The sequence below is a fragment of the Aeromonas sp. FDAARGOS 1417 genome (assembly GCF_019046985.1).
In the GTDB taxonomy this organism is placed as follows: domain Bacteria; phylum Pseudomonadota; class Gammaproteobacteria; order Enterobacterales; family Aeromonadaceae; genus Aeromonas; species Aeromonas veronii.
In genome coordinates this window covers 4,034,573-4,047,898 of sequence record NZ_CP077221.1, presented here as the reverse complement: position 1 = coordinate 4,047,898, position 13,326 = coordinate 4,034,573, and the positions used below count along the sequence as shown (strand labels likewise).

Sequence of the window (13,326 nt, the reverse complement as noted above, 5' to 3'; positions counted from 1 at the left end):
TTCATCATCTGTAGCATTCGCTTAGATATAAGCGACTTCCAGTACTTCGTATTCCACATCGCCAGCAGGGGTCTTGACGATTGCGACATCGTCCACTTCCTTGCCAATCAGGGCGCGGGCAATGGGGGAGTTGACAGAGATGAGGTTCTGTTTGATATCAGCCTCATCATCACCCACGATGCGGTAAACCACCTCTTCCTCTGTCTCGCTCTTGAGCAGAGTCACTGTCGCGCCAAAAATAACGCGACCGTTGTTGGTCATCTTGGTGACATCGATCACCTGCGCATTGGAGAGCTTGGCTTCAATCTCCTGAATGCGGCCTTCACAGAACCCCTGCTGCTCGCGAGCGGCATGGTATTCGGCGTTTTCCTTCAGATCACCGTGCTCACGGGCATCGGCAATCGCTTCGATAATCTGGGGACGAAGCTCGGTCTTGAGATAATCGAGCTCTTCGCGCAGCTTCTCAGCGCCGCGAACAGTCATCGGAGTATGATTCATAGTCGAAACCTGGGTTGCTTGAAAATAGAAACTGCGGCCATCTGCAAGGAGGCCGCAGCAATCGGTTCGGATGAGGCATCTTAATATGAAGCCAACACAAAATCCACGTCAGCCCCCTGATGCAGATCCCACTTGCGTCATCGACATTCCCTTCGCTTACTTCCCTTCCGGTACGGAAATGGGGGACGAAACGGTCGGTTTGCCCTGCATGATGGCGATCTCCACCCGCCGGTTCATCCGACGATTTTCCGGGGTGGTATTGGGCACCAATGGCTGGGAATCCGCCATCCCCTGCACCACCAGTCGCCCCTGATCAAAACCGGGGACCTTCAGCATCTGGTGCGCCACCGCCACCGCCCGTTGCGACGACAACTCCCAGTTGGACTGGAACAGCTCATCTTCGGTCGCCACGTTGTCGGTGTGACCGGAGATGGTGATTTCACCCGGCACATCCTTGAGCAGGGTCGCGACCTTGCGAATGACCGGCCAGAACTGGGGCTGCAGAAACGCCGAACCGGCCGGGAACGACGCTTTTTCCCTGATCCGGATGATGATCTGCTGGCCCAGCGCCTCAATTTCGATGGCACCATCCTGGATCTGATCTTTCATCTGCTCGGCGAGGGCTTTGGCCAGGGTATTGGACTGTTCTTGCGCCTTCTTCGCATCCTGCGCGGTATCGCCCCCCGTCTGTTTGCCATCACTCTTGTCCTGACCACCGGCCTGATCCGACTCGCCGGGCAGAAACTCCAGCTCGGTCTGGGTCAGATCGATGGTCTGCTGCATCACGGTATCAATCGGCGTGGGTTCCGGGCGACCGGGCCTGAACTCCTGGGCAATCACCGAGGTTCCCTTGGGAATATCTTTCACCTCAAGGATGTTCTGTACCCCGAATGCCTTGTCCATGGAACCGGCTATCTGCTTGAACTTCTGCACATCCATCTCGGCAAAGGAGAGCAACAGCACGAAGAAGCACATCAGCAGCGACATCAGGTCGGCAAAGGTTCCCATGTAACCAGGGAGACCTGGTGGTGGGCACTTGCAATCAGACATAACGCCCCCTATTCGGTGCCGGTATTACGTTTGGACTGGTTCAGATAGTTTTGCAGCATGGACTGGATCACCCGCGGGTTCTGGCCATCCTGAATCCCCATAATGGCATCAAGGATCAGGGTACGACTGAGCTTCTCCTCCCCGCTGCGCAGCTCCAGCTTGTCGGCAATCGGGATCGCCAACATATTGGCCTCTATCGCACCGTACAGGGTGGTAAGCAAGGCCACCGCCATCGCCGGACCGATCGACTTGGGGTCACTCATGTTGGCCAGCATGGCCACCAGGCCCACCAGCGTACCTATCATCCCCATGGCAGGACCCAGATCCCCAAGGGTACGGAATACCTTGATGGCAATGACATGGCGCTCGGCTGTCAGGTCGATATCCTTTTCCATCACGGCACGCACTACATCGGCATCGTGACCATCCACCAGCATGTCTATCCCTTTTTTCATAAATGCATTGGGGATCTCTGCGGCCTCCAGCGCCAAAAAGCCCCCTTTGCGAGCCGCGTCAGCCAGTTCAACGGCTTTGGTAATCAGGTCTTCAAGCTTGTCGCCCTTGTACATAAAGGCTTTGCCCGCCACCTTGAATGCCATCAGGAACTGGCCAAGGTTGAACTTCATCATGGCGATGAAGATTGAGCCCAATACAGTGATGTAGACCGATGGCATATCAACATACATGCTCATGGGGCCACCCAGCAGCATGCCGTACACCACCACCCCGAAACCCAGCACTATCCCTATCAGACTGCCTAGATCCACGTCCCTACTCCTGTCACCGGTTCTTATGTCTATTTATAGTCTGTTGAATTTTCTGCTATTGCGACCCATGCGGCAAGCATGCATCCACTGAGAATGATGGCTCATTATCGGCCAGTTTAGCGAGAGTTTGAGGAGCCAGTGCTTTTCTGCCTCCCCCCTGTGGACGGTCGATGTTAATATAAGCCGTTTTTTCAATCCCCGAGGATGGACATGGCCAGTAAAAAAATCGACCGTCTGAGTTTTGATGCCACTCTGGAAGAGCTGGAAACCATCGTTCATCAGCTGGAACAAGGTTCCCTACCCCTGGAAGAGGCACTCAAGCAGTTCGAGCAGGGCGTTCATCTGGTTCGGGCCGGTCAGCAGAAGCTGGAACTGGCCGAACAGAAGATCCAGATCCTGCTCAGTCAAGCCGATGGCAGTGACCAGCTCGCCCCCTTCCAGCCAGAACAAGGAGAGGAGTGAGTGGCGCTGGACCATTTTTCCCGTCTGCATCGTCAGCGTATTGACGACTGTCTGTCAGCACAACTTGAATCCTTGCCCGCCATGGCGCCACGCCTGCGCGATGCCATGAGTTATGGCCTACTGCTGGGCGGCAAGCGGGTTCGCCCGTTTCTGGTCTACGCGGTCGGCGAGATGCTTGGCGTCAAGAGCGAACTGCTGGATGGCCCCGCAGCTGCCGTGGAGTGCATCCACGCCTACTCCCTGCTTCACGATGACCTGCCCGCCATGGATAACGACGACCTGCGTCGTGGTCAGCCAACCGTTCACAAGGCGTTTGACGAAGGAACCGCCATTCTGGCCGGTGATGCGCTGCAGACCCTGGCGTTCTCCATTCTGGCCGATCACCCCATGCCTGACTCCTTGATGGCCAACCGGGTGCGGATGCTGAGTACCCTCGCCCGCGCCTCCGGCTATCTCGGTATGTGTGGCGGCCAGGCGCTGGACCTGCAGGCCGAAGGGCGCCAGATCTCGCTCGCCGAGCTGGAGCAGGTACACCGCCACAAGACAGGAGCGCTGATTGAATGCGCCGTGGCGCTCGGCGCCCTGTGCAAAGCCGATGTCGATGACGCCACGCTGGCTGCACTGCAAACCTATGCCGCCGCGATTGGCCTCGCCTTTCAGGTGCAGGATGACATCCTCGACATCACAGGTGATACCGCCACCCTAGGCAAGCCACAAGGTTCTGACCTGGCGCTGGAGAAAAGTACCTATCCGGCCCTGCTCGGACTCGAAAATGCCCGTGAGCTGGCTCGCGAACTGCATGGGAAAGCCTTAACAGCCCTGCAATCCTTGCCCTACAATACCGACATTCTGGAAGCGTTTGCCGATTACATCATCGAGCGAACCCACTAAACGCTGGATAACAGTAACAATATGAGCGTTGATATTAGCAATTTCCCCAACCTGGCCCTCGCGGACACTCCGGTCGAGCTGCGTTCCTTGCCCAAAGATCGGCTGCCGGTGCTGTGCAACGAGCTGCGCGAATATCTGCTGCGCTCTGTCAGCCGCTCCAGCGGACACTTTGCCTCCGGTCTCGGCACGGTCGAACTGACCGTGGCCCTGCACTACGTCTACAACACCCCGTTCGATCGGCTGATCTGGGATGTGGGCCATCAGGCCTATCCCCACAAGATCCTGACCGGGCGCCGTGATCAGATCCACACCATCCGTCAGAAAGACGGTCTGCACCCCTTCCCCTGGCGTGGCGAGAGCGAGTACGACGTACTCTCCGTCGGCCACTCCAGCACTTCCATTGGTGCGGCCCTTGGCATGGCGGTTGCCGCAGAGAGCGAAGGGCTGGGTCGCAAGGTCGTTGCGGTGATTGGTGATGGTGCCATTACCGCAGGGATGGCCTTTGAAGCGCTCAACCACGCCGGCGATGTCCATAAAGACATGCTGGTGATCCTCAACGACAACGAGATGTCCATCTCCGAAAATGTCGGTGCGCTCAACAACCATCTGGCCCGGGTCATGTCCGGCAAGCTCTACACCACCATCCGCGAAGGCGGCAAGAAGGTGCTGGCAGGTCTGCCACCGGTCAAGGAGCTGGCCAAACGGGCCGAAGAGCACCTCAAGGGGATGGTGGTGCCCGGCACCCTGTTCGAGGAGTTCGGCTTCAACTATATCGGCCCCATCGACGGTCACGATATCGAGGCGCTGGTCGAGACCCTGCGCAACATGCGCAACCTCAAGGGCCCGCAGCTGCTGCACGTCAAGACCAAGAAGGGCAAGGGTTACGAGCCGGCGGAGAAAGACCCCATCGGTTATCACGCCGTGCCCAAGTTCAATCCTGACGATTGCTCCCTGCCCAAGGCGAGCAGTGCCAAACCCACCTTCTCCGCCATCTTTGGCCAGTGGCTGTGCGACATGGCTGCCAAAGACGAGAAACTGGTCGGCATCACCCCTGCCATGCGCGAAGGCTCCGGTCTGGTGAAATTCAGCCAGCAATATCCGGATCGCTACTTCGATGTGGCCATTGCCGAGCAACATGCAGTCACGTTCGCTGCGGGTCTTGCCATCGCCGACAAGAAGCCGGTGGTGGCCATCTATTCGAGCTTCCTGCAGCGCGCCTACGATCAGGTGATCCACGACGTAGCGCTGCAAGATCTGCCGGTGCTGTTCGCCATCGACCGGGCTGGTCTGGTGGGCGCCGATGGCCCGACCCATCAGGGGGCGTTCGACATCAGCTTCCTGCGCACCGTGCCCAACATGGTGGTGATGACGCCATCTGATGAGAACGAGTGCCGCCAGATGCTCTATACCGGCTATCTCCATCAGGGCCCTGCCGCAGTGCGCTACCCCCGCGGCAGCAGCCTGGGCGACGCCCCCATCTCGTCAGAAATGCAGGCACTGGAGCTCGGCAAGGGACGTATCCTGCGAGAGGGCAAGGGCACTGCCATTCTGGCCTTTGGCACCTTGCTGCACCACGCCAAAGCGGCCGCCGAGGCTCTGGATGCCACCTTGGTGGACATGCGCTTTGTCAAACCGATGGATGAGGCGCTGGTGCTGTCGCTGGCAGCCAGCCACGATCAGTTCGTCACCATCGAAGACAACGCCATCATGGGCGGCGCCGGTTCGGCGGTGAACGAACTGCTGATGCGCAGCAAGCAGTGCAAGCCGGTGCTCAACCTTGGCTTGCCGGATCGCTTCGTGGAACAGGGTACCCAGCAGGAGATCTATGCCCTGCTCGGTCTGGACGATGCTGGCATCCAGCGCAGTATCGAAAGCTGGCTGCAAGCCTGACGAGACACGATGTGATGCAATAGACAGGAAAATTCACTAACTGTTCGAAAAAATCCCCAGGTAATGCCTGGGGATTTTTTTAAGAAGACAGCAGAGTGTGACTACTGTTGTGACGATACCAAATCGACAGCGCTTAGTTACACCCTTCGGTAGAGGTTGAGTTCAGGTAGCTCACCTCATTGCCTGGCTGATAATCGGCCACGTTGATGGTCTTCTTGATCTCGATGTACTCCTTCAGCACGGCAGCATCGACCAAACCGGCATTGATGGTATCGATCTTCGGATAGCCATCACCACCGGAGGCGCTGAAGCTCGGGATCGCGAAGCTGTAGGTTGCTGCCGGATCAAACGCCTTGCCACCGATACTGGTGATATTGACGCTCTTGGCCTGGCAATCCACCGCCATGTTGATACCGCCAAACTGGGCATAACCACCGGTATTGCGGGTCTTGCTTGCCACCTGGCCCAGATAGGTCGCCAGCTCGCTTCCCTTCATGACAGCCTTGTTGACCGTGTTGCCAAAGGGGTGCACCAGCAGCACGCTGCGGTAAGTGATATCACCGGCCGGGATGCTGTCGCGCACACCGCCTGAGTTGACGATACCAAAGTCGACACCCAGCTTGCTGCTGGTCGCCGTGGTGATGAGGCGACCCAGGTTGGTCTGCTTGTTGCGAACCGAGTTGCGATCACCAACCAGCAAGCCATCTGCCGAGCCAATGACGACATTCAGCTCTTGCTGACCTTTCTCCTGATAACCCAGCAGGGTGTTATACAGCTCGGGATCCTTGGTGATCTCGTCCTGTACGAACTGCATCTTGGTCGGGTCCTTGGTTACGGCGCCGTTGGCATCGATCGCCTCGCCCTTGGCGTTGCGCTTGATCAGGTTGACCGGGATCAGGTCATAGCTGGTCAGGGTCAACTTGCCATTCTGGTACTCAAACTGGGCACGGCCCACATACTTGCCCCACTCGTGGGCTTGCATGATCCAAGTGCCGTTTTGCTGGTCCGGTTGGCAGTTATCACCCGGTTTGAAATTGGCGTACTTGTTGGTGGTACCCGGTTCCATACAGACCTGATTCTGGGAGTGGCCACCAATGATGGCATCCAGAGTCCCTGCCGGCAGTGCACGAGCCATCTCTACATCGCCCGGCGCATTGCTGCCGTGCTGACCATTCTCGTAATGGCCCATGTGAGTGATGGCGAAGACCAGATTGGCCTCCTTGTTGCTGCGGATCTGCTGGCCCAGTTTGGCCGCCTCGCTGGTCGGATCGCGGAACTCCAGGGTCTGCACGTTGTTGGGATCAACCAGCTGGGCGGTATCCTCGGTGGTCAGGCCCAGTACGGCGACCTTGAGACCGCTCTCCAGCTTGAACACCTTGTAGGGGTCAAAGTAGTGTTTGCCACTGGCCTTGTCATAGATGTTGGCCGAGAGCATGGGGAACTGGGCCCACTTGCGCTGCTTCTCCAGCACGCTGAGGGGGTTGTCGAATTCATGGTTGCCCACTGCCATGGCATCGTAGCGAATGTTGTTCATCGCCATGAAGTCAGGCTCGGCGTCCTGCAGATCGGACTCCGGCACGCCGGTATTCACATCACCACCGGAAAGAACCAGTACGTCACTGCCAGCAGCCTTGGCATCGGCACGCAGCTGTTCGACCAGAGTCTTCTGGGCAGCCATACCATACTCATTTTCAGCGTTGTGCCAGAAACGGCCGTGGGTATCGTTGGTGTGCAGGATAGTCAGTTTGCAGACATTTTCGGTGCAGGGTGCAACGGTGTCATTGCTCGAGGTATTACAGCCAGTCAGTGCAGCAAGCACGGCCAGTGCCACGCCGCCTTTGATAAAGTTATTATTCATTTCCATATCACCTTGATTGTTTTGTTATTTATCAACCCTATCCAGCGGGTCGGGCGCCAATATAACAAACAACAGATGACCGTTTTTCATCGATGACTCACAAATTCTGCTAATTGTGATCTTCGGCCCAACATCCGGCTTCCTGCTGATTTGTCAGGTTTTTTGTTGAGCTGTCACTCACTTGATCCCCTCCCGCACCAAGGAGACGCCACCCGGACGCGCCTTTATGGCATACTCCCCAGCCAGCCATGCCCGAGGAGATGATTTGATGGCCAAGTACGACAAGATTTCCCCCGAGACCCAGCAGGAGGCGATGAAAATTGCCCGTGCCAACCAGAAGCCGGGGCAGACCAAGGAGCAGACCCAGCTTATCGCGCAAGGGATCCAGAAAGGCATCGACGAATACAAGAAACAGATGAAGGCGCGGGCCCGTGAAGCGAGCCGCCAGAAAAAATTGCAGGCCAAAGCCAGGCAGCCACAGGGCACGCCACAAACCGAAGAACAAGACGATCAGCTGGAGCTGGTTGAAGTAAGCCATCAGCATCCCCTGCCCTGGATCTTGCTGGTGCTGAGCTGGCTTGGATTTGCTGCAGCCTGGTTCTGGTTGCACTAAGACGCGCTAGCAAACCTTTATCCGGGATCCTCTTCACAGCCCGGGCCCGGGCTGCTGGTGATTACCAGCGAAGAGTGGTTAAATCCCGCGCCTCTTGCACCGGGCAACCGGTTTTTTGACGATCAGTTTTCAGGAAAGATGTTATGAACCCCGCTCCGCTCTATCTGCTGGCCCCTTTTGTACTGTTCCTTGTGACCATGCTGCTCTATCGCATTTCGCCGCTGCGGGCGGTCGCCGCCGGCGGGGTACGCTGGTTTATCCTCCCCGCCTTCACCCTGTTTATTTTACTGATCATCATCAACGGTGCCGCCGATCCCACCCTGCGCGATCCAGCATTCCACTGGTTGATGCCGGGCCTTGGCTTTGCCCTGAGCCTGTTTCCGGCCCTGCCCAAGGCGCTGGTGCCACGGCTCGCGATCAAGGAGGGGGCCTTTGCCGCCCTCGGCCTGATGCTGATGAGCCTGGCCATGGTCTACTGACCAACCGGCCACAGCCGTTAGTATGATGCAAGGGGCGCTCTGTGACGGGAGCCCCTTGTACAAACAATGGCCTGCAGGCATCTTGGTGACAGGATAACCAGCAAGGAGGCCAAATGGACAATCCGCCCGATTTCATGGCGTTGTGGGATTATCAGGATCCCGCCGCCAGCGCCCTGCGTTTTCACACCCGTCTTCCCGAAGCGCGCGCCGCCGCCGACCTGCAACTCGAACTGGAGTTGCTGACCCAAATTGCCCGCACCCATTCGCTGCAGCGCCAGTTTGCCGAAGCCCATCAGCTGCTCGACGAGATAGCGCCTCGCCTCACAGATACAACCCCCAGAGCGCGGATCCGGGCTCTGCTGGAACGAGGCCGCACCTTTAACTCGGCGGGCGACAAAGCCAGTGCCAAACCGCTGTTTGAACAAGCCTGGCAATGGGGGCTCAAGGAGAAGGAGACCTATCTTGCCATCGACGCCGCTCACATGATCGCCATCGCCGCACCGCTGGAAGAGCAGAGCCGCTGGCATCAACTGGCGATGGAGCTGGCGGAGCGCAGTAGTGATGAGAAGGTGCGTGGCTGGCTGGCCCCCCTTTACAACAATCAGGGCTGGACCCTGTTCGAACTGGGTCGCTTTGAGGAGGCGAAAATCCAGCAGCAGAAGTGTCTGGCCTGGCATCTGCAGCATAACCAGCCGGCCAAGGCGTTTATCGCCCGCTGGAGTCTGGCTCGCCTGACCCGGGCCCAGGGTCAGCACCAGCAGGCGCAGGCAGAGCTGCACCAACTCAAGGTTGATATGGCCGAGGCAGGCGAACCTGAGGATGGTTATCTGTTCGAGGAGCTGGGGGAGAATGCCTTGGTGCTGGACGATCCGCTGGCCGCGGAATACTTCTCCCGTGCCTGGTTTCTGCTATCGCAGGACCGCTGGTTCAGCGCCAACGAGGGGGAGCGACTGGCCCGCCTCAAGCGCCTCGCCAAACTCTGATCCCCAAAATAGAAAGGGCGGCACGCTAGCCGCCCTTTCTGCTGGCAAGATGGTTCAGGCCCGATTGGACTCCTCCCACCCCTGCTTTTTACGGTAAATGGTGGAGGGGCTGATCTCGAGCAGGGCCGCCGCCTTGGGAATGTTGCCGTCACAGCTGGCGATGGCCTGTTCGATCACCTCTTTCTCCACCAGCCAGAGCGGACGAATTGGCCCGTTGGCCACCCCGGTGGCTGCCGGAGCCGATGCCACCGCTGCCGCAATCGCAGCCGGCAGCTGGGGACGAACCCCATTGAGCGGTGGCGGCAGAATATCCGGGCTCACCAGCTCCTTATCGTTGAGCACCACGATATTGCGCACCACGTTCTGCAACTCGCGTACGTTGCCGGGCCAGGGGTAGTCGAGCAGCACTCGCGCAGCCTCGACATCAAAATCCTTGAAGCGTTTGTTCTCCTCCTTGGCGTAGCTCTGCAGCAGGGTACGCGCCAGCAGCAGGATATCCTCGCCACGCTCCCGCAGCGGCGGCAGGGTGAGGGGAATGACGTGGAGCCGATAGTAGAGATCCTCGCGAAAACGGCCTGCTTTCACCTCCACCAGCGGATCCCGGTTGGTGGCGCAGATAAAGCGCACATCCACCGTCTCGAGCTTGCCGCTGCCGACTCGCTGCACTGTGCCGGTCTGGATAAAGCGCAGCAGCTTGCTCTGCAGATCCAGGTCCATCTCGCAGATCTCGTCGAGAAAGAGGGTACCGCCATCGGCCAGACTGGCCGCCCCCTTGCGATCCCCCTGGGCGCCAGTAAAAGAGCCCTTCACATGACCGAAGATCTCGCTCTCCATCAAATCATGGGGAATGGCGGCGCAGTTGAGGGCAATAAAGGGCTGCTCACTGCGGGGACTGCACTGGTGAATCGCCTCGGCACACACCTCTTTGCCGGTGCCGCTCTCGCCAGTGATAAAAACGGTCGCCTTGCTGGGCGCCGCGCTCTCGATGATGCGATAGACCGCCTGCATCGACATGGAGGCACCGATAAAACCGAAGAAGGAGCTACGCTCGAAGTTTTCCCGATAGTGGGCAACCAGCGAGCTCAACTGCTGGTGTTTCAAGGCATTGCGAACGGTGGCGCAGAGCCGCTTGCTGTCAAACGGCTTGGTCAGAAAATCGAAGGCACCGAGGCGCATCGCCTCCACAGCCACATCCACCGAGCCGTGTGCGGTGATCACCACCACAGAGCAGGGCAACTGCTGTTCGGTGATCATTTGCAGAATATCCATACCGGACATATCCGGCAGCTCCAGATCCAGCAGCACCACGGGGGGAGGACTTGCCAGCAACTGTGCCAACGCTTGCTGACCACAGTCGGCCAGCACTACCTCGTACCCCTCCTGGCGCAGGTACTGTTCATAGACCACCGCCAGACTACGGGTATCTTCCACCAGCAGGACACGCGATTTATTTTCAGCCACTGGACTCATCCTTGTATTTGATTCTGCGATCTATTTTGCCTTATTTTCGCGCGCAAACCCAACGCCAAGACAGCTCTGTTATCCCGCGATTGCAGGGAATACACAAGTAAAAACGGCTCCTTAAGGAGCCGTTTTTCACTACAAGAAAAGATTACTTCTTGGCATCGTCTGCAGTCGGCTTCTCGATAGCCAGCAGCTCAACGTCAAACACCAGTACGGCATTCGCCGGGATGGAGCCTGCACCGTGCTCGCCATAGGCCAGCTTGGACGGCAGGAAGAACTTGAACTTGGAGCCAACCGGCATCAGCTGAACGCCTTCGGTCCAACCCGGGATAACCTGGTTGAGCGGGAAGGTAGCCGGCTCGCCGCGATCGACGGAGCTGTCGAACTTGGTGCCGTCGGTCAGAGTACCGGTGTAGTGCACCTTGACGATATCGGTAGATTTCGGCTTGGCGCCAGTGCCCATCTTCTCGACCACGTATTGCAGGCCGGATTCAGTGCTCTTCACACCCTCTTTCTTGGCGTTGGCAGCCAGGAACTCTTCGCCCTTCTTCAGATTCTCAACGGCGTCTTTCTCGGCCTTGGCCTTGGTCAGCTCGTTGATCTTGGCATCGTAATTCTGCAGTACCTTCTGGATCTCTTCATCAGTCATCTTGGCTTCTTTGCCCAGACCGTCAGTCACCCCTTTCAGGATCACGGCGTTGTCCAGTTTGATGCCCAGTTCCTGCTGACGCTCCAGGGTATTGGCGATGTAACGACCCATGGAGAGGCCAATTGCGTAGCCAGATTGCTCTTCAAAGCTCTTGGCTTCGGCCTTGGTCGCCTCTGCCGGCTTGCTGGCTTCTGCCTTCACTTCGGCGGTATTGGCCGCAGCAGGCTTCTCGTCTTTTTGGCAAGCAGTCAGACCGACGGCAACGGCCGCCGCCAACAGGGACACCTTCAGAAATTTGTTCATCAGTTTCTCCAAACTCCAAATACCGCTCTCGGTTCCATCGTGAAATGAGAGGTTTATCGTGATAAGCGCCTTATACTAACGCCGTGATCGCAGGTAACAAAAGCGTGAGACCGCAAAAATGATAAAAAGTGCCATTTATCTGGTGAGCCTCTGTTTAATGCTCACCGGTTGCGAGCAAAGCTCCCAACCCAACCAGCAAATGACCCTCGCCAGCACGGGTCTGCTGACCGCAGATCTCTCCAGTGATGGCAAGCAGGCCATCGTCTCCAGCATCAGCCAGGGCATCATCGTCTGGGATCTGGAACAGAACCGTCAACGCTGGCGCTGGAAGCAATCCGACTCTACGGAAGATCTGGTATTCATTACCCGCTTTTCCGAAGGCAACAGCCATGCCGTCACCGCCACCCCAGACACCTTTGCTACCTGGCGGCTGAACGACGGGCAATCACAAGGCTACTACTCACTTCCTGAATCCAGGCTGAGGGACATCGCGCTCTCTGCCGACGGTCGTTATGTGCTGATAGGTCGGGAAGATGGCAAGGCCGAGTGGCTCGACACCCGAAGCGGCCGTCGCCTGCAGTTTCTGGGGCACACCGAACAGGTCAATACGGTGGATCTCTCCGCCAACGGTCGCTACGCCCTGACCGGCGGCAACGACTACAGCGCCTATCTGTGGGATACCCGTAGCGGGCAGGTGATCTGGCGCTTCAACCATGGTGGCCGGGTGATCATGGCCAGACTGGAGCCGAGCGGCCGCTACGCCTTCACCGCCGACAGCAGCCGGGCCAGCATCTGGGATCTGAAAACCGGCAAGGAGGTGAGTCAGCTGCAATATGATCACCGCTTCGAGGTCTACACCAGCGCCCGCTTTGCCAACGATGGCAAGTGGCTCATCACCGGCGCCCCTTCCCGTCAGCTCTCCCTGTGGCAAGTGAGCGATGGTGCCCTGCTGCAGAGCTGGCGCGTCTCGCCGCAACCCAAGGTGAAACCGCCCAGCGCAGTGGTCTACGGCGTCGCTTTGCGCGACAATAGCCACCTTGTCAGTGCCAGCTCCAGTGGTCTGGCCGAAATCTGGACAATCAAGTAAGGACCCGAAGGCCCATGAGTCAGCAACTTAACGATCGCATCGAAACCCTGGAAACCCGTCTCGCCTATGCGGAATACACCATAGAGCAGCTCAACGACGAGGTAACCACCCAGGGCCGTGAACTCGATCGACTCAAATACCAGATCCAGCTGCTGATCGACAAACTGCAAAGCGTACAGCCCAGCCAGATTGCCAGCATGGCCGAAGAGACCCCGCCGCCGCACTATTGATGGGTGTGCAATAAACAAGCTGTCTGCTCAAGACCAATAAAAATCCGAAACCGGCAAAACCGGTTTCGGATTTTTTTCATCCAAATGGCCTGATAGCTGCGA

Annotated in this window: 14 protein-coding genes; 8 read left to right on the top strand and 6 right to left on the bottom strand. The window is 57.9% G+C overall.

The window, feature by feature from the left end:
- Positions 1–21 precede the first annotated feature (21 nt).
- The 3 genes from greA to pomA form a co-directional block, all read right to left on the bottom strand.
- Complete coding sequence (greA, locus tag I6L47_RS18870; RefSeq protein WP_005343528.1) at positions 22–498, bottom strand: transcription elongation factor GreA; 477 nt, start codon at positions 496–498, stop codon at positions 22–24.
- Positions 499–654: 156 nt separating this feature from the next.
- On the bottom strand, positions 655–1,548 hold the full coding sequence (locus I6L47_RS18865) for a flagellar motor protein MotB (RefSeq protein WP_103250974.1): 894 nt from the start codon (positions 1,546–1,548) through the stop codon (positions 655–657).
- Between the two features lie 8 nt (positions 1,549–1,556).
- The gene (pomA, locus tag I6L47_RS18860; RefSeq protein ID WP_005358490.1) at positions 1,557–2,315 is read right to left on the bottom strand and encodes a flagellar motor protein PomA; all 759 of its coding nucleotides are present in this window, start codon (positions 2,313–2,315) and stop codon (positions 1,557–1,559) included.
- Positions 2,316–2,525: 210 nt separating this feature from the next.
- Here pomA and xseB point away from each other — a divergent pair, with 210 nt between their 5' ends.
- Genes xseB through dxs form a run of 3 tightly spaced genes read left to right on the top strand, consistent with a single transcriptional unit; the run spans position 2,526 to position 5,558 of the window.
- Entirely contained in the window at positions 2,526–2,777 is a 252-nt protein-coding gene (gene xseB, locus I6L47_RS18855) for an exodeoxyribonuclease VII small subunit (RefSeq protein ID WP_005338838.1), read from the top strand.
- Positions 2,778–3,668, top strand: coding sequence for a (2E,6E)-farnesyl diphosphate synthase (ispA, locus tag I6L47_RS18850; protein ID WP_005349523.1), 891 nt, complete (start codon positions 2,778–2,780; stop codon positions 3,666–3,668).
- Between the two features lie 21 nt (positions 3,669–3,689).
- Entirely contained in the window at positions 3,690–5,558 is a 1,869-nt protein-coding gene (gene dxs / locus I6L47_RS18845) for a 1-deoxy-D-xylulose-5-phosphate synthase (protein WP_216948095.1), read from the top strand.
- A gap of 133 nt (positions 5,559–5,691) precedes the next feature.
- On the opposite strand, the gene ushA is transcribed toward dxs, so the two are convergent.
- A complete protein-coding gene (ushA, locus tag I6L47_RS18840; protein ID WP_216948094.1) occupies positions 5,692–7,416 on the bottom strand; it encodes a bifunctional UDP-sugar hydrolase/5'-nucleotidase UshA in 1,725 nt (574 codons plus the stop codon).
- 268 nt (positions 7,417–7,684) lie between these two features.
- On the opposite strand from ushA, the gene I6L47_RS18835 reads away from it, so the two are divergent.
- The 3 genes from I6L47_RS18835 to I6L47_RS18825 all read left to right on the top strand — a co-directional run bounded on the left by I6L47_RS18835 (position 7,685) and on the right by I6L47_RS18825 (position 9,491).
- Positions 7,685–8,029: a DUF2956 domain-containing protein gene (locus tag I6L47_RS18835; RefSeq protein ID WP_139460287.1), complete on the top strand. Its 345-nt coding sequence runs from the start codon at positions 7,685–7,687 to the stop codon at positions 8,027–8,029.
- Between the two features lie 143 nt (positions 8,030–8,172).
- Positions 8,173–8,508 carry a hypothetical protein gene (locus I6L47_RS18830; protein ID WP_005335280.1) on the top strand — a complete coding sequence of 112 codons (336 nt, stop codon included), beginning with the start codon at positions 8,173–8,175 and terminating at the stop codon, positions 8,506–8,508.
- A gap of 113 nt (positions 8,509–8,621) precedes the next feature.
- The gene (locus I6L47_RS18825) at positions 8,622–9,491 is read left to right on the top strand and encodes a hypothetical protein (RefSeq protein ID WP_216948093.1); all 870 of its coding nucleotides are present in this window, start codon (positions 8,622–8,624) and stop codon (positions 9,489–9,491) included.
- Positions 9,492–9,545: 54 nt separating this feature from the next.
- Here I6L47_RS18825 and I6L47_RS18820 read toward each other — a convergent pair whose 3' ends face one another.
- Both I6L47_RS18820 and fkpA read right to left on the bottom strand, forming a co-directional pair.
- A complete protein-coding gene (locus tag I6L47_RS18820; protein ID WP_005348258.1) occupies positions 9,546–10,952 on the bottom strand; it encodes a sigma-54 dependent transcriptional regulator in 1,407 nt (468 codons plus the stop codon).
- A gap of 151 nt (positions 10,953–11,103) precedes the next feature.
- Positions 11,104–11,907, bottom strand: coding sequence for an FKBP-type peptidyl-prolyl cis-trans isomerase (gene fkpA, locus I6L47_RS18815; RefSeq protein ID WP_201952500.1), 804 nt, complete (start codon positions 11,905–11,907; stop codon positions 11,104–11,106).
- Positions 11,908–12,025: 118 nt separating this feature from the next.
- Between fkpA and I6L47_RS18810 the strand changes: the two genes are divergently transcribed.
- Both I6L47_RS18810 and I6L47_RS18805 read left to right on the top strand, forming a co-directional pair.
- Positions 12,026–12,994: a hypothetical protein gene (locus I6L47_RS18810; protein ID WP_100645230.1), complete on the top strand. Its 969-nt coding sequence runs from the start codon at positions 12,026–12,028 to the stop codon at positions 12,992–12,994.
- Positions 12,995–13,008: 14 nt separating this feature from the next.
- Positions 13,009–13,224 carry a SlyX family protein gene (locus I6L47_RS18805; protein WP_005335285.1) on the top strand — a complete coding sequence of 72 codons (216 nt, stop codon included), beginning with the start codon at positions 13,009–13,011 and terminating at the stop codon, positions 13,222–13,224.
- The last annotated feature ends 102 nt before the right edge of the window (positions 13,225–13,326 follow it).